This is a genomic window from Salinibacterium hongtaonis (genome assembly GCF_003065485.1).
Lineage (GTDB): Bacteria > Actinomycetota > Actinomycetes > Actinomycetales > Microbacteriaceae > Homoserinimonas > Homoserinimonas hongtaonis.
Map to the genome: position 1 here is coordinate 924,592 of NZ_CP026951.1, position 19,611 is coordinate 944,202.

Sequence of the window (19,611 nt, forward strand, 5' to 3'; positions counted from 1 at the left end):
CCGGTCAGATGAATATCGCCTTGATCTGGGCAGAGGCGGAGGGGGGAATCATCGGTCGCGCCGGGGTCATGCCCTGGAATGTTCCCGAGGACTTCGCCCGCTTTAAGCAGCTCACTCTGGGCAGCCCGGTCATCATGGGCCGCAAGACCTGGGAGTCGCTTCCGCCGCGGTCGCGCCCCTTGCCTGGCCGCCGCAATATCGTCGTCACGCGCCAGTCTCGGTGGAGTGACGAGGGGGCCGAGGTCGCACCGAGCATCGCCAACGCTCTCGCGCTCGCGGGGGACGGTCTGCCGGAGGGCGAAACGGTCTGGGTCATCGGCGGCAGCGAGATCTACGCCGCGGTCATCGGCGAGGCCGACAGGCTTGAGGTCACCGAGATTCGTGCCCAGTTCGAAGGCGATGTCCTGGCGCCGACGATCGGCGAGGAATGGGCGGTTTCTGCGATCGAGCCGGCTGAGGGCTGGAACGCCTCCAAGAGCGGCCTCGGATACCGCTTCGTCAGCTACGCGAAACGCGGAGCGACTTCTTAATCGCACGTGCATTGGTCTGCAGCGTCGGGCGGTAACCTTGAGGGGTGACTGAACTCAACAATCCCTTCGGCCAGGTCCTGGTCGCGCTCGTTACCCCCTTCACCGCCGACGGCGAGGTTGCGTGGGACGACGTTGAGAAGCACATCGACGACGTCATCACCGGCGGTGCCGACGGCATCGTCGTCACGGGCACAACGGGGGAGACCAGCACCCTCACCGACCCAGAGAAGCTCAAGCTCGTCGAGGTTGCCAAGGCCGTGGCCGGCAACCGGGCCAAGATCATCACCGGCGGTGGTTCCAACGAGACGGCCCACGCCATCGAGCTCTACAAGGCCAGCGAGAAGGCGGGCGCCGACGGCGTCATGATCGTCACTCCGTACTACAACAAGCCCACTCAGGCCGGCGTGCTCACGCACTTCCGAATGATCGCCGACGCCACAGATCTTCCCGTCATCCTCTACGACATCCCCGGCCGCACCGGCATCCCCATCAAGTACGAGACGATCCTGCGGGCTGCGAAGCACCCCAACATCCTGGCCGTCAAGGATGCCAAGGGCGATTTGGCCGAGGTGAGCCGTGTGCTCAACCAGACCGATCTGCTCTACTTTTCGGGCGACGACGCCAACGTGCTCCCGCACCTCTCAATCGGCGCTGCCGGCCTCATCGGGGTCACGGCCAACATTGCTCCCGCGCCGTACCGTGTCATCGTAGACGCCGTCAACGCGGGCGACCTCACCACCGCAACCGCAGCGCACAAGCAGCTTGAGCCTCTCGTGCGCGCAGCGATGACTCACGTGCCCGGCACGGTTGCGGCCAAGTACATCCTTCACGGCCTTGGCCGCATCGGGTCACCCCGTGTGCGCCTTCCGCTCGTGGGCCCTGAGGACTTCGAGGCAGCGATGATCGAAGACGAGTTGGCTCTGGTCGGGGAGATTCCGGGTCTCGACCTCAGCAACTTCCGCCCCGACCGCAACGCTGCCGCCGGCGGCGCGCTCCCCAAGGTCGCAGGCACCACCCGCTGACCTCCGTCGGCGAAACCAACAACAACTTCACACCGAGGGCTAGGGGCCCTAGAACACATCGGCCTGACCGGTCGCGACAGCACAGGACGCCATGAACTCACATATCTATCAGCCCGCAGCGCTCAAACCAGGCACGCTCCGCGTCATCCCTCTCGGAGGCGTTGGCGAAATCGGTCGCAATATGACCGTTTACGAGCTTGACGGCAAGCTGCTTATCGTCGACTGCGGTGTGCTCTTCCCCGAAGAGCACCAGCCCGGCGTCGACTTGATCCTGCCCGATTTCACGCCCATCCGCGATCGCCTCGACGACGTGCTTGGCGTGGTTCTCACGCACGGCCACGAGGACCACATCGGCGCGGTGCCTTACCTGCTGAGGCTTCGCCAGGACATCCCGCTGATCGGCTCCAACCTCACGCTTGCCCTCATCGAGGCAAAGCTCAAGGAGCACCGCATCTCGCCATACACGCTCACGGTCAAGGAGGGGCAGACCGAGCAGTTCGGCCCCTTCGAACTGGAGTTTGTGGCCGTGAACCACTCGATTCCCGACGCTCTTGCGGTCGCGATCAAGACCAGCGCTGGCGTCGTGCTCCACACGGGCGACTTCAAAATGGACCAGCTGCCGCTCGACGACCGCATCACCGACCTCCGCGCGTTCGCGCGTCTCGGTGAGGCTGGCGTCGATCTGTTCCTTCCCGATTCCACCAATGCCGATGTGCCCGGCTTCACCGCACCCGAGCGGGGCATCGGCCCCGTGCTCGAGGGCATCATCGCCAAGGCTCCGCGCAGAGTCATCGTGGCGAGCTTCTCGAGCCACGTGCACCGCGTACAACAGGTTCTGGATGCTGCGCACGCCAATGGCCGCCGCGTTGCGTTCCTGGGGCGCTCAATGGTGCGCAACATGGGCATCGCGGCTGAGCTCGGCTATCTCAAGGTTCCCGAGGGCGTTCTCGTCGACTTCAAGAAGGCTGGTGACATCCCCGACGACAAAATCGTCTATATGAGCACCGGTTCGCAGGGTGAGCCCATGGCGGTGCTATCCCGCATGGCCAATCTCGAGCACAAGATCGAGGTGGGCAAGGGCGACACCGTCATCCTCGCGTCGAGCCTCATCCCCGGCAATGAAAACGCCGTTTACCGCGTCATCAACGGTCTCATCAAGCTCGGTGCCAACGTTGTGCACAAGGGCAATGCCAAGGTGCATGTCTCTGGCCACGCGAGCGCCGGCGAGCTGCTCTATTGCTACAACATCCTGCGACCGAAGAACGTGCTTCCGGTCCACGGCGAGTACCGCCACCTCGTGGCGAACGCCGATCTCGCGGTGCAGACGGGGGTGCCAGAGGAGAACACGTTCATCGTGGAGAACGGCGCCGTCATCGACCTTCGCGACGGCGAGGTGGCGATTGTCGGACAGCTCGATATCGGCTTCGTCTATGTCGACGGCTCGACCGTCGGAGAGATCACGGATGCTGACCTCAAAGATCGCCGCATTCTCGCCGAGGAGGGCTTCATCTCGATCTTCGCGGCTGTGGACGCGCAGACCGGGCGGGTCATCGTCGGGCCCGAGATTCAGGCCAGAGGTTTCGCCGAGGACGAGGCAGTTTTCGACGCCGTCAAGCCGCTCATTGTGCGGGCGCTTGCCGAGGCAGCAGAGAACGGCACCCGCGATTCGCACGCGTTCAGCCAGGTAATTCGGCGCACCGTGGGTCGCTGGGTCAACACGCAGCACCGTCGTCGCCCGATGATCGTTCCCGTCGTCATCGAGGCATAGCTCCCGCCTTTGTTCGCACAGGGGCCGCAACATCATCCGTAATGATGATGGCGCGGCCCCTTCTGCGTCGCTAGGGTCGTCTCGATGCCGGGAATGGCCCCGGTCCTGACGGGTGGAGCTCGCGTGGGCGTCTGGCGAAAGTGGATATTCCCGAGTCTTCGTTTGGTGGTCTTCGCGGCGATCGCGGTGGCGCTCGTCAAGCTCGCTTTTTTCGGCGGCCAGGCGGATGCTCCCGATGTTGACGTTCCGTCGGCATCCATGATGTCTCCGCAGGTTCCCGTGGCTCTCGGCACGATCAAGAATGACGTCGTGCTTACGGGCACGGTGTCCGCCGACGAGGCGGTAGCCGTGCGATCGACGGCACCCGGGGTTGTGCGCAAGGTGTCGGTGACGGTGGGAGCGTGGGTCGATGCTGGCGCAGAAATGTTCGTCATCCGCGAAGACGTCATCCGCGATGACGGCACCACCTGGGCGCGTGATCTCAAGGTTGTTGCGCCCGCCGCAGGAACGGTGTCGACGGTTGCCGTGATCGTTGGTCAGGCTGCCGCGATTGGTGATTCGATCGCCAAGATTGCTCCGCCGAGCTTTCATGTCTCGGCAACGCTGCTCCCTGAACAGCAATACCGCCTACTCAACCAGCCGACGGATGCTCTCGTTAGCGTCACCGGTGGTCCCGCCAGCTTCACCTGCACGGGTGTGCGCATAACGACAGCGCTTGAGGGCGCCGAGGGCGCCGAGGGGTCGGGAACAACGCTGCGCTGTGCGGTACCCGCCGACGTCACTGTGTTCTCGGGTCTGTCGGCCAAGGTCACTATTTCGGGCGGTGCCGCGGAGAATGTGCTCACCGTTCCCATCACGGCGGTTGAAGGAACGAGCGGCACGGGAATTGTGCACTTCGTCACAGCGGATGGTGCAACAGAACCTCGGACGGTAACACTCGGCCTCAACGACGGGCTCAGCGTCGAAGTGATGACGGGCCTCGCCGAGGGTGACGTTGTTCTCGAGTTCGTGCCCGGTGCGGCAGCCCTGGGAGACTGTGACCCCGACTCCGGGATGGAGTGCTCGTGACCCTGCTTCGGCTCGAGGGGGTCACTCGCTCCGTCGAACTGCCAGAGGGCGAACAGCTTCACATTCTCAAGGGCGTCGACATCGATGTTGCCGTCGGAGATCATGTCTCTGTCGTGGGGCGCAGCGGGTCAGGCAAGACCACGCTGCTCAACCTTTTGGGGCTTCTAGATACCCCCACCACCGGGCGCATCATGTTCGACGACCGCCCCGTCTCCACGTTCAGTACCCGAGCGCGAGACCGGGCGAGGGGCAACGACATCGGTTTCATCTTTCAGCAGTTCAATCTGCTCCCGGGGCGCACCGCTCTGGAGAACGTGATGACGCCGCTGCTCTATGCGACGGGCCGCGCCTTCTGGAATCGCCGGAACCTCGCCGCCGAGATGCTGGAGAGAGTCGGCCTGGGGGAGCGCCTCACCTCGATGCCCGAGAAACTCTCGGGCGGCGAACAACAGCGTGTAGCCATTGCCCGCGCCCTGGTGCGGGGGCCGCGCCTCATCCTGGCGGACGAGCCGACAGGAGCCCTCGATATCGAAACGGGCGCAACGGTAATGGCGCTGGTCGACGAGGTCGCCGCGCAATCCGGCGCCGCGCTCATCACCATCACCCATGACGCGAACGTTGCCGCGCTCGCTCGCCGGCACTACCGGCTCGACAAGGGCGTGCTGTCTCCCGTCACGGTCGAGTCCGTTCGTGCCGTTCAGGAGGCCACGCTCTGATGCGCTTCGTTACAGGATTCTTAGGGGCAGTCTCTGAAGCATGGGCAGAGCTGCGCATCCACAAGACGCGGGTCATGCTGAGTCTCGTCGGTGTTGGTGTCGCGGTGACGGCGATCACCACGGTCGTTGGCCTCGGCGGCATCGTTCAGCAGTCGACGACGGAGAGCATGGAACGTGGCTCAGGTCGGCCGGCAACCATTTCGATCTACGCCTACAAGATGAGCACGGGCGAACAGGTGACGGGGCCGGAGCTTGAGCACGCGATCGATATCGTCGTCGACCGCTATCAAATTGGGCACTCGACCGCTATTCGGTGGACGGCGTCGTCTGCGCAGTTCGACGACGGCGTTCGGCTCATAGACATGCAGGCGGTTGACGTCGACTACGGAACGATGCACAGAATGCAGGTGGCAGAGGGGTCGTGGTTCACTGACTTTGACGAGACCAGACTTGCTCCGGCAGTTGTCGTGAACGACAAGGTTATGAACCTTCTGGGGTCACCGAGTCTTGACCGCAATCCCACCCTTAAATTCGTCGGCGAGAATCCGACGACGGCCGTGATCGTCGGCGTCGTTCCCTCGTCGGAATATGAAGGTCCTGTGGCTTTCATCCTGGATTCGGCTTATCAGCGCATTACTCCGCCCAGCGTCGCCTCAGCTTTGCCGAGCGAGTACAAGCTGTGGGTTCCAGCCGAGATCGCAGAAGAACTGGCGGAAGCTGTGCGACGCGATCTTGCGGGAGTCCTCGGTTCCGACGTCGACATCCAAGCAAATCGACAGGACTACGCGGCCTGGAACGGACCAGATCCTCTCCTGCCGCTCAAGCTGTTGGTGGCCGGTGTCGCTGCCCTGGTTCTTCTCCTTGGCGCCCTCGGTCTCGTCAACATCTCGCTCGTGACGGTGCGCCAACGCATCAGAGAGATTGGCATCCGAAGGAGCTTCGGGGCCACTGCGGGCAGAGTGTTCTTTGCCGTGATGATGGAGAGTGTCGTCGCGTCGTTTGCCGCCGGTGTTATCGGTGTTCTGGCCGCGATTCTCATCGTCAACAATCCGATGGTGCAGCAGGCACTCGCGCAGGGAGTCCTGGATACCCCGGCCTTCCCCCTCGAAGCAGCCCTCGTCGGTCTCGGCGCGGCAACGGCCGTGGGGGCGCTCGCCGGGCTCCTTCCCGCTCTCGTCGCTGTTCGTGTCAAGGTGATCGACGCGATCAGGTTCTAGAGATGTCCGTTGTGCGGAGCGCCTGGATCGGACACGCGCTCCGCTAACCAGCCTGTGTCGGTGCGCGCAGGTAGCGTTATCGCATGGCTACGAACAGCAAGGCGTCGTCGCGCGCGCGCACGTCGTCGCGCGGTTCGACATCCTCCTCAAAGGGAACGACAAAAGCGACGAAGGTACTTCCCAAGGCGGTTGCAGCTCCCGAATCCAAGCCAGGCCTCCTCACGGCGGCGTGGATGGGCATGGCCCACGTTGTCGGGGGTGCCGCACGGCTGTTCGGGCGAGAATCCCTGGAGAAGGACCAGCGACGCGACGGGGTTCCCTTTCTCATCTTCTTGCTGGCGATTGCCGGCGCCATCGTCGAGTGGTTCAACCCCAACGATGCTGTCGCGATCACGCTCGACGCGTGGACCTTCGGCGGTCTTTTCGGTCGAGTTGCCTACGCTTTGCCGGTCGTCATGCTTCTGTTCGCAATCTGGCTCTTTCGCCATCCCGCCTCCGTCAACGACAACGGACGCATCGGAATCGGCCTCGTGCTGCTTCTCATCACCGTCAGCGCGCTGTGCCACATCGCGGGAGGGCAGCCCAACCCGGCGGACGGCATGGAGCAGCTCGCGATAGCCGGCGGCGTCTTCGGGTGGGTGCTCGCGGCACCACTCGTGCTTGTGCTCACCCCCTGGGGGGCCGTGCCGATTATCGTGCTCGTGCTCGTGCTGTCGTTGTTCATCATTACCAAGACGCCGCCGAATCGCATTGGCCGCCGACTCCGCGAGCTTTACGCCTACCTGTTTGGGGAGACGCTCCCCGAACGGGAGAAGGCGGCAGCCACGGAGTCGTCTGTGGAGTTCGGCGACTTCGACGACATCGGCATCGATCCGGAGGAGGCTGCGACGCTTCCGTGGTGGCGACGCAACAAGACTCAGCGGGAGGTCGACCCGGCGTTCGATAGCCCCGTGCTCGCGCCCTCCGCCGCGACAGAGGTCATCGCATCCGCTACTGAGGCCGAGGATGACGCTCACTTCGGCGTTGAACTCATCGAGGAGCTCACCAGGGCAGAAGACGCCGTCAAGCGATTCACGGGCGAAGTCGAGCCCGTCGTCGGTGCGGGCACCGGCATCCGTGACGACGGCCAGCCGCTCGTTGACGACCTCCTCCCCGGCTTCGCCGATTCCGCATCGGGCAAGGGGCAGCAGGGGGAGTTTGAGGCCGAGCCAGAGCTTCCTTACGCCCCCTATCGACTCCCCGCGGCCACCGCGCTCAAGCAGGGCACGCCACCCAAGTCACGATCGCAGGCCAACGACGATATCGTCGCCGCCATTACCGAGGTTCTCAAGCAGTTCTCTGTGGATGCCCGCGTTACGGGGTTCAGCCGAGGCCCAACGGTCACGCGGTACGAGATTGAGCTCGGCCCTGGTGTCAAGGTTGAGCGAGTCACCGCGCTGAGCAAGAACCTGTCGTATGCGGTGGCGAGCAACGAGGTTCGCATCCTCTCTCCGATCCCGGGCAAGAGCGCGATCGGCATCGAGATCCCCAACACCGACCGCGAGATCGTGTCACTCGGCGACGTTTTGCGCTCGCGCGAGAGCACGACGAGCCGTCACCCCATGACTATCGGTGTCGGCAAGGATGTCGAGGGCGGCTTCGTCGTGGCCAACCTGGCCAAGATGCCTCACCTTCTCGTTGCCGGTTCGACCGGCTCCGGCAAGTCGAGCTTCGTCAACTCGATGATCACGTCTCTTCTCATGCGCGCTAAGCCGTCAGAGGTGCGCATGGTCTTGATCGACCCCAAGCGGGTCGAGCTTGCGCCGTACGCCGGAATCCCGCACCTCATTACGCCCATCATCACGAACCCCAAGAAGGCCGCGGAGGCTCTCGCGTGGGTCGTCAAAGAGATGGACATGCGATACGACGATCTGGCGAGCTTCGGCTACCGCCACATCGACGACTTCAACGCGGCCGTCGTGGCCAACGAGATCGTGCTGCCCTCAGGCAGCGAGCGAAAGCTCAAGGCCTACCCCTACCTCCTCGTCGTCGTCGACGAGCTGGCCGACCTCATGATGGTCGCCCCTCGAGACGTCGAAGATTCGATCGTGCGCATCACGCAGCTTGCTCGAGCATCCGGAATCCACCTGGTTCTGGCGACGCAGCGCCCGTCCGTCGACGTCGTTACCGGCCTCATCAAAGCGAACGTGCCGAGTCGGCTCGCCTTCGCCGTCAGCAGCATGACCGACTCCCGCGTCATCCTCGACCAGCCCGGTGCTGACAAGCTCATCGGGCAAGGAGACGCGCTCTTCCTGCCGATGGGAGCCTCCAAGGCCATCCGCGTGCAGGGCGCGTGGGTCGGCGAAGACGAGATCAATACCGTCGTCAAGCACGTCACAGCTCAGGCGAGGCCCGAGTACCGCAACGACGTCGCGGCTGTCGCAGAAAAGAAGCAGATCGACAGCGACATCGGCGACGACCTTGAGGTTCTCCTCGCCGCGGCCGAGCTCGTGGTCAGCACCCAGTTCGGATCAACGTCGATGCTGCAGCGCAAGCTCCGGGTCGGTTTCGCCAAGGCCGGTCGGCTCATGGACCTGCTCGAGGCGCGCGAGATCGTTGGTCCTTCTGAGGGCTCAAAGGCTCGCGACGTTCTCGTGAGTCCCGAGCAGTTGCCGGGCGTGCTCGCGAGCCTGCGCGGTGACGACTCTCCGCAGCCCTCGAGCCCTTCGAGCGCCAGCCCTGGTCCCGCCGCGGCCGTCTCCTCTGCGGCGCCTGCCGACGATCGCTACAGCGGCGACCCGGTGGCTCAGATGACAAGCGGATACGATGACAGTGACGAGGCTCCCAATGAGGACGCCTGGCAACTAACCGACAGGGAGTAGACCGCTGAACCTCCCCACCTGGATGCGCGGCCGAGTCTGGCGCGCAGGAGACACCCCCTCCAGCATCCTCAACGTTCCTAATATCATCACGATCGTGCGCATCTTCATGGCGCCGGCGCTGTTCTGGATGCTCCTGGTCGACAACGGCGAGCTTGGTCCGCTGCGGTGGGTCGCGGCTGTTTTCTTCGTCGTCGCGATCGGCACCGACGGAATCGATGGGCACATTGCGCGCAGCCGCAACCTCGTCACAGACTTCGGCAAGATCCTCGATCCCATCGCCGACAAGCTCCTCATCGGGGGCACCCTGGTCTGTCTCTCGATCATCGGCGAATTGCCGTGGTGGGTCACGGCGATCATCCTCGTGCGTGAGCTCGGCATCACCGCTTACCGCATGGCTGTGCTGCGTAACCGCGTCATTCCTGCCTCCCGCGGGGGCAAGCTCAAGACTGTTCTTCAGGCCGTAGCGATTGCTTTCTATCTCTTTCCACTCTGGGTAGTTCTAGGCGACTGGATGCTCTGGGTCAACGGAGCACTGATGGCTGCGGCCGTGATCGCCACGGTTGTCTCGGGAATCGACTACCTCGTCAAGGCCATTCGTCACCAGGAGGTCGTGTGACATCCGCCGAACGCCTCATGCGCGAGCTCTTCGAGCGGCGACTCACCGTTGCCGTTGCCGAGTCCCTCACGGGCGGCGCCGTCGTCTCCCGCCTCATCGACGTTCCCGGCGCTTCGGCTGCGGTCCTCGGGGGAATCGTCGCCTACAACACAGAGCTCAAGCATTCGCTGCTCGGAGTTGATTCTGCTGTTCTCAACGTGCATGGCCCCGTGCACCCCGATGTTGCGGCCCAGATGGCATCGCGAGTGCGCGAGGTACTTGCGGTCGGTGGTCAAGCCGCGGACATCGGCATTTCCACGACGGGCGTCGCCGGGCCTAACCCCCAGCACGGGCATCCTCCGGGCACGGTGTTCGTGGGAATCGCGATCGGAGCAGACGTGCGGGTAATCGCTCTTGACCTCGTCGGTGATAGAGCCTCGATTCGGTCCCAGGTCGTCGACTCGGTGATCGACGCGGTCCTGGCCAGGGTGATTGAATCCTGAGGGATGGCGCAATGCGGGGAATAGGGCTCGCTACGATCGTGTTACAAGCATTAGATTCACAAGCGCTGCCCAGACTGGGCTAGCTAGAGTTTCTTACACGCCAGAGTTTTTTAGCACTGACAGGGGAGGGTCCAATGGTTCTCGTACGACAGGAGATCGGGGACGTTCTGCGGGACTTCCGTCTGCAGAAGGGTCAGACCCTTCGTCAGGTCGCTAGCCGCGCCAGCGTTGCTCTCGGGTACTTGAGCGAGGTCGAGCGTGGCCAGAAAGAGGCCAGCTCCGAGATTCTTGCCTCGGTTGCCGAGGCTCTCGATACCCCCATTTCCGTAATCATGCATGAGGTCGGTGATCGCATGGCGATCATTGAAGGCCTCCACGTCATTCCCGACACGGTTCCCGAAGATTTCGGGTCGTCCTTCGGCCGCGGTTTCGCGAGTGGCTTTGACCGCTCCATCGGCACCGGCGTCGACGCAGGAATGGCTGTTCGGTAGTCGATTCGTTCGACTTCTTTCTCGATCGATGGGGTTCCGTTGCGCCTGAGTGAGTTTCGAATCGCCATGGCCGATGAGTTTGGCGATGCATATTCCGCGTTGCTCGCGGAGGATCTTTCGCTGACAGAGTGTGGCGGGCTCACGGCCAATGAGGCGATCGCTGCGGGCCAGGATCCCCGTGACGTATGGATTGCTATCTGCCGAGCATCCGATGTGCCAGAAGCGCGCTGGTACGGAGTCGGCCTTCTTCGCGAGCCCTGATAAGCGAGCTAACGCAGGTCGGTAGACCAACCCGTCCCATATTTCGCTATTTCTATTTCTCTATTTCTCGGGCATTTTTTCGACACGCGGCATGAAGCCCTTCGAACATGTGTTCGGGTGGGAGTAGGCTCCTCACCAGCGGCAATCGAAACAGGTCATGCACCGATGCGCCTCGCCGACATCCTGATGTCGGTGGTGCCTTCTACTGTCTGACGTGCTGGCATACGCCGTCAACCCAGCCTTGTCGTAGGCGGTCCGACCTTGCTTCATCGGTCGAGCAGCACGCGACAGAAGACAGGCACATCACCCCGTCACTCCCCGGTGCTATCCGGAAGTGCACATGACAGGAGCTACGAAATGGCATCAGCAGCTGATCGCGAGAAGGCACTAGACACCGCTCTCGCGCAGATTGACCGGCAGTTTGGCAAGGGCTCAGTTATGCGCCTCGGAAGCGATGAGCGAGCACCTGTCGCGGTGATTCCGACGGGGTCGATTGCGCTGGATGTTGCCCTGGGTATTGGCGGGCTTCCGCGTGGCCGCATCGTCGAGATCTATGGTCCCGAATCGTCGGGAAAGACCACGCTGACCCTTCACGCCATTGCCAACGCTCAGCGCGCCGGAGGCATCGCGGCATTCATTGACGCAGAGCACGCTCTCGATCCCGAGTACGCCAAGTCGCTCGGAGTCGATATCGATGCCCTTCTCGTATCGCAGCCCGATACCGGCGAGCAGGCGCTTGAAATTGCCGACATGCTCGTTCGCAGCGGGTCAATTGATCTCATCGTCATCGACTCGGTTGCGGCACTTGTTCCGCGTGCCGAGATCGAGGGTGAGATGGGAGATTCCCACGTCGGTCTCCAGGCCAGGCTTATGTCTCAGGCGCTTCGCAAGCTCACGGGTGGCCTCAACACCACCAACACCACGATGATTTTTATCAACCAACTTCGCGAGAAGATCGGTGTCTTCTTTGGCAGCCCCGAAACCACCGCCGGTGGAAAGGCGCTCAAGTTTTACGCCTCGGTTCGCCTCGACATCCGTCGCATCGAGACCCTCAAGGAGGGCACCGACGCGGTGGGAAACCGCACCCGTGTCAAGGTCGTCAAGAACAAGATGGCTCCGCCGTTCAAGCAGGCCGAGTTCGACATTCTCTATGGTGTGGGCATCTCGAGAGAGGGCAGCCTTCTCGACTTCGGTGTCGAACACGAGATCGTCCGCAAGTCGGGTGCCTGGTACACCTATGACGGAGACCAGCTCGGACAGGGCAAAGAGAACTCCCGCCGCTACCTCATCGAGCATGCCGACGTCGCCAACGAGATCGAAGAAAAGATCAAGGTCAAGCTCGGGATCACCAAGGACCCGAACGCTGTGGCTCCTGTTGTGACCAAAGCTAAGGCCGAGGCTCCCGCGACGAAGGCCTCGACGCGCAAGGCTGGCTGATCATGACAACCGCTTCACACTCTGGGGAGGAACACCTCGCAACCGTGAGCTACCTCCCCGGAGCGTGGGCGGCTCCCGGGGTCGGCTCCGCGAGCACTGCCGATACGCTCGTCAGCGAGCCGTCCCCCACCAACTCCACCGACTCCAATGACTCCACCGAAAGTGAAGAGTCCAAGGGTCTCTCTAACAAGAAGACCCGGCGAGCCGAGAATGTCAGTCTCGCCGGGTTGACCCGGCGCAACATGTCGCGCTGGGAGCTCGAAAAGCTATTGCGCTCGCGCGATCTCGATGACGACGCGATCACGAATGAGCTCGACCGCCTTGAGGGGGTAGGGCTTATCGACGATGCGGCCCTCGCTGAGACACTCGTGCGCACGCAGCACGAGCGAAAAGGCCTTGGCCGTCAATCGATCATCAGTGAGCTGAGGCGCCGCCATATCGATCAAGAGATCATCGACGTCGCGATCGAGGCGCTCGATGCGGATGACGAGCGTGAGCGTGCCTTCGAAATTGCCGAGAAACGTGCTTCGCAGCTGAGCCGATACGACAAAGAGACAGCCAAGCGTCGACTCACGTCGTTCATGTTGCGTCGAGGTTATAGCTCAGCTGTCGTTCGCGACTCAGTCGATCATGCCCTCGGCGGCTCGCACCCCCGTGGCAGCTCTCCCGGGGGCCCATCGGGCGACGGCGGGGGAGTCCGGTTTCGATAGCTCCGACCAGGGCGTTCACACATGGCGCCGGGTGCGCGGAGCGTTAGGCTGTTCTCCATCATGACGACCGTTGCACCATCCCCCATGCTCGCCCAAGAGCAGCTTCCGCGCACCTACGAGGTGCGCACCTATGGCTGCCAAATGAACGTCCACGACTCAGAGCGGCTCAGCGGTTCACTCGAGGCGGCTGGCTACGTTCGAGCGATCGATACTGAGCCAGACGTTGTCGTGATCAACACCTGTGCTGTCCGGGAGAACGCCGACAATAAGCTCTACGGCAACCTCGGCATGTTGGCGTCGATCAAGCGACGCCATGAGGGGATGCAGATCGCGGTTGGCGGCTGCCTCGCGCAGAAAGACAAGAACGTCATCCTGGAGAAGGCTCCCTGGGTGGACGTCGTGTTTGGCACCCACAACATGGGGTCGCTCCCTACCCTTCTCGAGCGAGCCAGGCACAACGGGGAGGCTCAGCTCGAGATCCTCGAGTCGCTCGAAGTGTTCCCCTCGACCCTTCCCACGAGGCGCGAGTCGACGCACAGCGGCTGGGTTTCCATCTCCGTGGGCTGCAACAACACCTGCACGTTCTGCATCGTGCCGGCCCTTCGCGGCAAGGAGAAAGACCGCCGCCCCGGAGACATCCTTTCTGAGGTGCGGGCCCTCGTCGAGGATGGCGCGATCGAGGTCACGCTTCTCGGTCAGAACGTCAATTCCTACGGCGTCGAGTTCGGCGACCGCCAGGCATTCAGCAAGCTCCTCCGAGCGGTCGGCGAGATCCAGGGCCTCGAGCGAATCCGTTTCACCAGTCCGCACCCCGCCGCCTTCACCGATGACGTTATTGACGCGATGGCAGAGACGCCATCCGTGATGCCGCAACTCCATATGCCGCTGCAGTCCGGCTCCGATCGCATCCTCAAGGCGATGCGCCGCAGCTATCGATCCGAACGGTTCCTCGGCATCCTCGACCGGGTGCGGGCCAAGATCCCCAACGCCGCAATCTCCACAGACATCATCGTGGGATTCCCAGGCGAGACCGAAGAAGACTTCGCAGAGACACTCAGAGTTGTGGAGCAGGCGCGTTTTGCGACCGCGTTCACCTTTCAGTACTCGATTCGCCCCGGTACTCCGGCCGCGACCATGGACGACCAGATCCCCAAGGAGATCGTGCAGGAGCGCTACGAGCGTCTCGTGGCGCTGCAGGATCGCATCTCGTGGGAAGAGAACCAGAAGCTCGTCGGCACCACCGTCGAGGTCATGGTTTCGTCGGAGGGCACAAAAGACGCAGTGACCCACAGGCTTTCCGGTCGTGCAGAAGACAGCAGACTCGTGCATTTCTCTTTGCCTGAGGGCTCCGACATCCCCCGGCCGGGCGACGTTGTCACCGTGACCGTTTCTGATGCTAAGCCGTTCTACGTCATTGCAGACCCGGCACCCGGCGCGACCCCGAGCATCCGGCGAACCCGGTCGGGAGATGCCTGGGATCTCGCGCAGGCAGCGTCCTGTGGTACCCCATCCCCTTCTGGAGAATCGACTCCTGGCCGTGTCTCGTTGGGCGTGCCAACGCTCCGCATCGGCTCTGGCACGACGCCGCCTCGCGTCGCGACCATGCCCATCTATGACGTGACCGATGGCGAGCGCTGAGCACACTCCGCTCGTCGTCGTCGCCGGCGCGACAGGCACCGGCAAGAGCGAGTTGTCGCTTGCGATAGCCGAGCGCATCCGGATGGGTGGCGGCTCCGCAGAGATCGTCAACGCCGATGCGATGCAGCTCTATCGCGGCATGGATATTGGCACGGCCAAGCTTGCCGAAGAGGACCGCCGGGGCATTCCCCATCACATGTTCGATGTGCTCGATGTCACAGAAGAAGCGAGCGTCGCGCGTTACCAGCACGAGGTGCGGACTCTGATCGGCGACATCGCTGCTCGCGGCGCGGTTCCCATCATGGTGGGCGGGTCTGGTCTCTATATTTCGTCTGTGCTGTTCGATTTCCGGTTCCCCGGCACCGATCCCTCGGTGCGCGCGGCGCTTGAACAGAAGCTCGCCGAGCAGGGTCCCGGAATGCTCTTTCAGCAGCTCAAGCAGCGGGATCCCGCGGCCGCGGCCTCGATTGGCCCCCATAACGCCCGGCGCATCGTTCGCGCGTTGGAGGTCATTGAGATCACAGGGGAGCCCTTCGGTGCGGGCCTTCCCGAAGATGCCCCGTGGTGGCCGAGAACGTCCATCATTGCGCTGCAGGCTCCGAGGGACGAGCTGGTCTCCCGACTCGACGCGAGAGTCGAGCGCATGTGGGATGCAGGCCTGCTCGGGGAAGTCGAGCAGCTTATGGCACTCGGGCTCGAGCAGGGAGTCACGGCCCGGCGCGCCATTGGCTACGCGCAAGCGATTGACCAGATCCGCGGCGAGCTCTCTCAGGCCGAGGCGATCGAGAGCACGAGGGCCCTCACCCGCAAGTATGCGCGTCGGCAGGTCGGCTGGTTCCGGCGCTATCGCACTGCGATCTGGCTCGATTACAACTCCGCATCTCTCGTCGACGATGCGGTGAGCGCCGCGCTGAATCCCGCTGCTCAGGCTCACGGCCTCGCGGCCGACCGTATGTCTGCGGCAGAATACCAAGCCGCCGCCAACTATCCTTGACGGATGCCTGACATCCACTTCACCAAGGGCCACGGCACGGGCAATGACTTCGTGCTGTTCGCCGATCCAGAGGGCGAGATCGAGCTCTCGGCTGCGCAGCTCGCCGCCGTCGCTGACCGGCGGTTCGGCGTGGGAGCGGACGGCATCATTCGGGCCGTGCGATCCGCCAACCTTGACGCGGGGGCGGCATCACTGGCCGAGGACGGCGCCGCTGAGTGGTTTATGGATTATCATAACGCCGACGGCTCACCATCGGAGATGTGCGGCAACGGCATCCGCGTCTTCGCTGAGTACCTCACGTCGATGGGACTCGTGGAGCTCGGCCCAACAGAAACTCTCACCGTGGGCACCAGGGCCGGGGTACGCGACTTGCAGCGAAACCAGCGCGGCTTCCAGGTCGACCTGGGGCGCTGGACGCTTGATGGCAGCGACCCGCTTGTCCGGGCAAAGGACGTCGCCGTCGCACGCCCGGGCCTCGGCATCAATGTCGGCAACCCTCACGTCGTCGTTGCCCTGTCGTCGTTGGAGGAGCTCGAGGCCGCCGACCTCACGGTCATTCCGATCCTCGATCCGGCTGCTCCCGAGGGGGCCAATGTCGAGTTTGTCGTGCCTCATGACCCCTTAGTCAAAGATGGTGTGGGGCAGATCACGATGCGCGTGCACGAGCGCGGAAGCGGCGAAACGCTCTCCTGCGGCACAGGTGCCGCTGCTGCCGCGCTGGCGACGCGTCATTGGGCGGGCCCTTCGGCCCCCAACAACTGGCGAGTCGAGGTGCCTGGCGGGGTTCTCGGCGTTCGCATGTGGGCGGCAGAGGACGGGGAGCATGTGTCGCTCAGCGGCCCGGCCACGCTCGTCTTTGAGGGCGACCTCAGCGTCTAGCTCGGCCGAGTCCTGGCGCCGGCGGATGGTGCTCGTTGCTCAGCGGTGGCGTACTCGTAGTACGCGGAAGCCTTTATTTGTCGCGGCCCGCGTAATGCTGAAATCGCCCGGCAGAGCCGATTCCATCCAGCGGTGCAGCGAGTCGGATCCCAAGTTCCGCTGCACGACCAACCATGCGTCGGCGTTGTGCTCAAGGCGCGGCAACCAATGCAACAGCATGTCGTGGAGCACGCTCTTGCCGACTCTGATGGGTGGATTTGAGCGGACGCCCATGAATGTCACGTCGTCGGGAACATCTCCTGGCAGGACGGCGTTGACATTGGTAAGGCCGAGAGTGGCCGCATTTCGCCGCACAAGGTCGAGAGCGCGCTCATTCACATCCACGGCCCATACGGTGGCGCGAGGCGATTCCAGGGCCATTGTGAGGGCAATGGGGCCCCATCCGCAGCCAAGGTCAAGCAGGTTTCCACCCGGCGGCGGGGGTGGGGTGTTATTGAGCAGCACGTGTGTGCCGACGTCGAGTCGGTCAGGGCTGAAGACTCCGGATGCCGTCGTAAGCGTTCGCTGTTGGCCAGCGAGGGTCACCGTGATCGGGCGGAGCTTGAGCTCACTTTCCGGCAGGGCGGAGAAGTAGTGCTCGTTAGACATGCAGAGAAACCTATCGAAAACCAAGGGGCTAGGGTTAACCCAATGAGTGAAGCTGAATCAGAGAAGCGCAATGACGATGACGTCATCGAGCGTGTTTTGGCGGGCGCTGCTCAGCGCTCGTCTGGATACACCATCTTCTCAAGTGGACGAGCGCAGGCGCTCCAAGAAAATTCCGTCGCGCCTTCGGATGACGCCGACGGAGAGCAGCTCGACCGGGAAGACCGCGAGGCGCTACGCCGAGTAGCCGGTCTTTCGACCGAACTCGACGATGTTACCGAAGTTGAGTACCGCCAGCTGCGCCTAGAGCAGGTTGTGCTCATCGGCATCTACTCGCAGGGCAACCTTCGCGATGCCGAGAACTCGATGCGCGAGCTTTTTGCCCTGGCGGAGACGGCAGGAGCCGTCGTTCTCGACGGTTTGCTGCAGAAGCGTGCAACTCCTGACCCCAGCACATACTTTGGCAAGGGCAAAGCGCGCGAGCTCGCGGGCGTGGTCGCAGCAGTCGGGGCGGACACCGTTATCGTCGATGGCGAGCTGGCGCCGAGCCAACGACGTGCGCTTGAGGATGCGATCAAGGTCAAGGTCATCGACCGAACCGCGGTCATTCTCGACATTTTCAGCCAGCACGCCAAAAGTCGTGAGGGCAAGGCCCAGGTCGAGCTCGCTCAGCTCGAATACCTTCTCCCTCGCTTGCGCGGTTGGGGTGACTCGATGTCGCGTCAGGCCGGTGGCCAGGTCGGTGGCGCGGGGGCTGGCATGGGAAGCCGTGGTCCCGGTGAAACCAAGATCGAGCTCGATCGCCGCCGCATCCACACTCGCATGGCTCGTCTGCGCAAGCAGATCAAGGAGTTTAAGCCAGCTCGGGATGCAAAGCGCGCGAACCGGAATCGCTTCGAGGTTCCGAGCGTCGCCATCGCTGGGTACACCAACGCCGGCAAGTCGAGCCTGCTCAACCGCATCACCCGTGCAGGTGTGCTGGTCGAGAACGCGCTGTTCGCAACCCTCGACGCCACGGTTCGCAAGTCAGTTACCGAGGATGGTCGGCCTTACACGCTCACCGACACGGTCGGTTTCGTGCGGAATCTTCCACATCAGCTCGTCGAGGCCTTTCGCTCTACTCTCGAAGAGGTAGCAGACTCAGATGTCATCGTGCACGTCGTTGATGCGTCTCATCCTGATCCGGCGAGTCAGATCGCGACGGTGAGAGACGTCATCGGCGAGGTGGGCGCCCGCGATCTCCCCGAGATCATCGCGTTCAATAAGGCAGACCTTGCGGATGATGACCAGCGTCTGCTCCTTCGCGGCCTCGAGCCGACGGGAATCTTTGTCTCTGCGCGCACGGGAGAGGGCATTGAAGAACTTCTCGAGCGCATCAGCGACCTGCTTCCGACGCCGTCGATCGAGCTCGATCTCCTCATCCCTTACGACCGCGGGGATGTGGTTGCCATGCTGCACGGCCGCGCCGTTATCGAGTCGACCGAATACGAAGAGGGTGGCACGCGCGTTAAGGCTCGCGTGCGGGAACACGATGAGCCGATGCTCCGGGAGTTCTCGACGATCGGCTAGACCGAGCGAAGAACCGCGACAACCTTGCCGAGTACCTCGGCGAAGTCTCCCAGGATTGGTGCGAATGCGCTGTTGCGTGGCAGAAGCCAGGTGTGGCCGTCGCGCTGCTGAAAAACCTTGACAGTCGCTTCGTCGTCGAGCATCGCTGCGACAATGTCGCCGTTCTCCGCCGTCTTTTGCTGACGAACGACGATCCAGTCGCCGTCGCAGATTGCGGCGTCGATCATGGAGTCACCGACGACCTTCAGCATGAAGAGGTCGCCCTTGCCTACCAGCTGGCGGGGGATGGGGAACACCTCGTCGATCTGCTGTTCTGCCGTGATCGGAATACCGGCGGCGATGCGGCCGACGAGCGGAACCATTGCGGCGTCGCCAATGGGAGCAGCGGGGGTGGCGTCAGACGAGGATGGCGATTCTGTGCGATCGGACTGCGGAAGGTCGATGAGGATTTCGATGGCCCGCGGCCGATTGGGATCGCGGCGGAGATAGCCGCTGAGTTCGAGCTGGCCCAGCTGATGAGTCACGCTCGAAAGCGACGCGAGTCCTACGGCATCGCCGATCTCGCGCATGCTCGGTGGATAACCGCGGGTCGAGACCTCGCGCTGAATGAAGTCGAGGATCGCCAGTTGCTTCTCGCTCAGGCTTTTGCGCCGGCGGGTTGAAGGCTTCTCGTCCATGGTCTCCTCGCTAGCTCGGCGCGAATAGAG

At 63.1% G+C, this 19,611-nt stretch carries 19 protein-coding genes; 17 read left to right on the forward strand and 2 right to left on the reverse strand.

Annotated elements, in window-relative coordinates:
* The first annotated feature begins 8 nt into the window (after window positions 1-8).
* The 16 genes from C2138_RS04480 (at window position 9) to dapF (ending at window position 16,690) form a co-directional block, all read left to right on the forward strand.
* Window positions 9-530 carry a dihydrofolate reductase gene (locus C2138_RS04480; RefSeq protein ID WP_108518797.1) on the forward strand — a complete coding sequence of 174 codons (522 nt, stop codon included), beginning with the start codon at window positions 9-11 and terminating at the stop codon, window positions 528-530.
* A gap of 44 nt (window positions 531-574) precedes the next feature.
* Window positions 575-1,552 carry a 4-hydroxy-tetrahydrodipicolinate synthase gene (dapA, locus tag C2138_RS04485; protein ID WP_108515869.1) on the forward strand — a complete coding sequence of 326 codons (978 nt, stop codon included), beginning with the start codon at window positions 575-577 and terminating at the stop codon, window positions 1,550-1,552.
* 91 nt (window positions 1,553-1,643) lie between these two features.
* On the forward strand, window positions 1,644-3,320 hold the full coding sequence (locus C2138_RS04490; protein ID WP_108515871.1) for a ribonuclease J: 1,677 nt from the start codon (window positions 1,644-1,646) through the stop codon (window positions 3,318-3,320).
* Window positions 3,321-3,413: 93 nt separating this feature from the next.
* Window positions 3,414-4,388, forward strand: a complete 975-nt coding sequence (locus C2138_RS04495; protein ID WP_159078139.1) for an efflux RND transporter periplasmic adaptor subunit — start codon at window positions 3,414-3,416, stop codon at window positions 4,386-4,388.
* Window positions 4,385-5,104, forward strand: coding sequence for an ABC transporter ATP-binding protein (locus C2138_RS04500; protein WP_108515874.1), 720 nt, complete (start codon window positions 4,385-4,387; stop codon window positions 5,102-5,104). Before C2138_RS04495 ends, C2138_RS04500 begins: the two co-directional genes overlap by 4 nt.
* Entirely contained in the window at window positions 5,104-6,321 is a 1,218-nt protein-coding gene (locus C2138_RS04505) for an ABC transporter permease (RefSeq protein WP_108515876.1), read from the forward strand. The genes C2138_RS04500 and C2138_RS04505 overlap by 1 nt, the downstream gene beginning before the upstream one ends.
* A gap of 83 nt (window positions 6,322-6,404) precedes the next feature.
* On the forward strand, window positions 6,405-9,182 hold the full coding sequence (locus tag C2138_RS04510) for an FtsK/SpoIIIE family DNA translocase (RefSeq protein WP_108515878.1): 2,778 nt from the start codon (window positions 6,405-6,407) through the stop codon (window positions 9,180-9,182).
* Window positions 9,183-9,204: 22 nt separating this feature from the next.
* Complete coding sequence (pgsA, locus tag C2138_RS04515; protein WP_108515879.1) at window positions 9,205-9,798, forward strand: CDP-diacylglycerol--glycerol-3-phosphate 3-phosphatidyltransferase; 594 nt, start codon at window positions 9,205-9,207, stop codon at window positions 9,796-9,798.
* Window positions 9,795-10,280, forward strand: coding sequence for a CinA family protein (locus C2138_RS04520; RefSeq protein ID WP_241961177.1), 486 nt, complete (start codon window positions 9,795-9,797; stop codon window positions 10,278-10,280). The genes pgsA and C2138_RS04520 overlap by 4 nt, the downstream gene beginning before the upstream one ends.
* 134 nt (window positions 10,281-10,414) lie before the next feature.
* Entirely contained in the window at window positions 10,415-10,771 is a 357-nt protein-coding gene (locus tag C2138_RS04525) for a helix-turn-helix domain-containing protein (RefSeq protein ID WP_108515881.1), read from the forward strand.
* A gap of 39 nt (window positions 10,772-10,810) precedes the next feature.
* Window positions 10,811-11,032 (forward strand): DUF3046 domain-containing protein, encoded by a 222-nt coding sequence (locus tag C2138_RS04530; RefSeq protein ID WP_108515883.1) that lies wholly within the window; start codon window positions 10,811-10,813, stop codon window positions 11,030-11,032.
* A 357-nt stretch (window positions 11,033-11,389) separates the two neighbouring features.
* A complete protein-coding gene (gene recA / locus C2138_RS04535) occupies window positions 11,390-12,469 on the forward strand; it encodes a recombinase RecA (RefSeq protein ID WP_108515885.1) in 1,080 nt (359 codons plus the stop codon).
* Between the two features lie 2 nt (window positions 12,470-12,471).
* Entirely contained in the window at window positions 12,472-13,179 is a 708-nt protein-coding gene (locus C2138_RS04540) for a regulatory protein RecX (RefSeq protein WP_108515886.1), read from the forward strand.
* 60 nt (window positions 13,180-13,239) lie between these two features.
* Window positions 13,240-14,817, forward strand: coding sequence for a tRNA (N6-isopentenyl adenosine(37)-C2)-methylthiotransferase MiaB (miaB, locus tag C2138_RS04545; RefSeq protein WP_108518801.1), 1,578 nt, complete (start codon window positions 13,240-13,242; stop codon window positions 14,815-14,817).
* Window positions 14,804-15,811, forward strand: coding sequence for a tRNA (adenosine(37)-N6)-dimethylallyltransferase MiaA (miaA, locus tag C2138_RS04550; RefSeq protein WP_108515888.1), 1,008 nt, complete (start codon window positions 14,804-14,806; stop codon window positions 15,809-15,811). Before miaB ends, miaA begins: the two co-directional genes overlap by 14 nt.
* A 3-nt stretch (window positions 15,812-15,814) precedes the next feature.
* Window positions 15,815-16,690 carry a diaminopimelate epimerase gene (gene dapF / locus C2138_RS04555; protein WP_108515890.1) on the forward strand — a complete coding sequence of 292 codons (876 nt, stop codon included), beginning with the start codon at window positions 15,815-15,817 and terminating at the stop codon, window positions 16,688-16,690.
* A gap of 39 nt (window positions 16,691-16,729) precedes the next feature.
* Here the strand turns inward: dapF and C2138_RS04560 are convergent, their stop codons facing one another.
* Window positions 16,730-17,338 carry a class I SAM-dependent methyltransferase gene (locus C2138_RS04560; RefSeq protein WP_108515892.1) on the reverse strand — a complete coding sequence of 203 codons (609 nt, stop codon included), beginning with the start codon at window positions 17,336-17,338 and terminating at the stop codon, window positions 16,730-16,732.
* Window positions 17,339-17,380: 42 nt separating this feature from the next.
* Here C2138_RS04560 and hflX point away from each other — a divergent pair, with 42 nt between their 5' ends.
* The gene (hflX, locus tag C2138_RS04565; protein WP_108515894.1) at window positions 17,381-18,904 is read left to right on the forward strand and encodes a GTPase HflX; all 1,524 of its coding nucleotides are present in this window, start codon (window positions 17,381-17,383) and stop codon (window positions 18,902-18,904) included.
* Here the strand turns inward: hflX and lexA are convergent.
* Window positions 18,901-19,581: a transcriptional repressor LexA gene (gene lexA / locus C2138_RS04570; RefSeq protein ID WP_108515895.1), complete on the reverse strand. Its 681-nt coding sequence runs from the start codon at window positions 19,579-19,581 to the stop codon at window positions 18,901-18,903. The genes hflX and lexA overlap by 4 nt on opposite strands.
* Between the last annotated feature and the right edge of the window lie 30 nt (window positions 19,582-19,611).

Bases quoted from the DNA above. Each gene is read 5' to 3' on its own strand.
- C2138_RS04480 (WP_108518797.1), top strand. From the start codon at position 9: ATGAATATCGCCTTGATCTGGGCAGAGGCGGAGGGGGGAATCATCGGT.
- C2138_RS04490 (WP_108515871.1), top strand. From the start codon at position 1,644: ATGAACTCACATATCTATCAGCCCGCAGCGCTCAAACCAGGCACGCTC.
- C2138_RS04495 (WP_159078139.1), top strand. From the start codon at position 3,414: ATGGCCCCGGTCCTGACGGGTGGAGCTCGCGTGGGCGTCTGGCGAAAG.
- C2138_RS04505 (WP_108515876.1), top strand. From the start codon at position 5,104: ATGCGCTTCGTTACAGGATTCTTAGGGGCAGTCTCTGAAGCATGGGCA.
- C2138_RS04510 (WP_108515878.1), top strand. From the start codon at position 6,405: ATGGCTACGAACAGCAAGGCGTCGTCGCGCGCGCGCACGTCGTCGCGC.
- pgsA (WP_108515879.1), top strand. From the start codon at position 9,205: ATGCGCGGCCGAGTCTGGCGCGCAGGAGACACCCCCTCCAGCATCCTC.
- C2138_RS04525 (WP_108515881.1), top strand. From the start codon at position 10,415: ATGGTTCTCGTACGACAGGAGATCGGGGACGTTCTGCGGGACTTCCGT.
- recA (WP_108515885.1), top strand. From the start codon at position 11,390: ATGGCATCAGCAGCTGATCGCGAGAAGGCACTAGACACCGCTCTCGCG.
- C2138_RS04540 (WP_108515886.1), top strand. From the start codon at position 12,472: ATGACAACCGCTTCACACTCTGGGGAGGAACACCTCGCAACCGTGAGC.
- miaB (WP_108518801.1), top strand. From the start codon at position 13,240: ATGACGACCGTTGCACCATCCCCCATGCTCGCCCAAGAGCAGCTTCCG.
- miaA (WP_108515888.1), top strand. From the start codon at position 14,804: ATGGCGAGCGCTGAGCACACTCCGCTCGTCGTCGTCGCCGGCGCGACA.
- dapF (WP_108515890.1), top strand. From the start codon at position 15,815: ATGCCTGACATCCACTTCACCAAGGGCCACGGCACGGGCAATGACTTC.
- C2138_RS04560 (WP_108515892.1), bottom strand. From the start codon at position 17,338: ATGTCTAACGAGCACTACTTCTCCGCCCTGCCGGAAAGTGAGCTCAAG.
- hflX (WP_108515894.1), top strand. From the start codon at position 17,381: ATGAGTGAAGCTGAATCAGAGAAGCGCAATGACGATGACGTCATCGAG.
- lexA (WP_108515895.1), bottom strand. From the start codon at position 19,581: ATGGACGAGAAGCCTTCAACCCGCCGGCGCAAAAGCCTGAGCGAGAAG.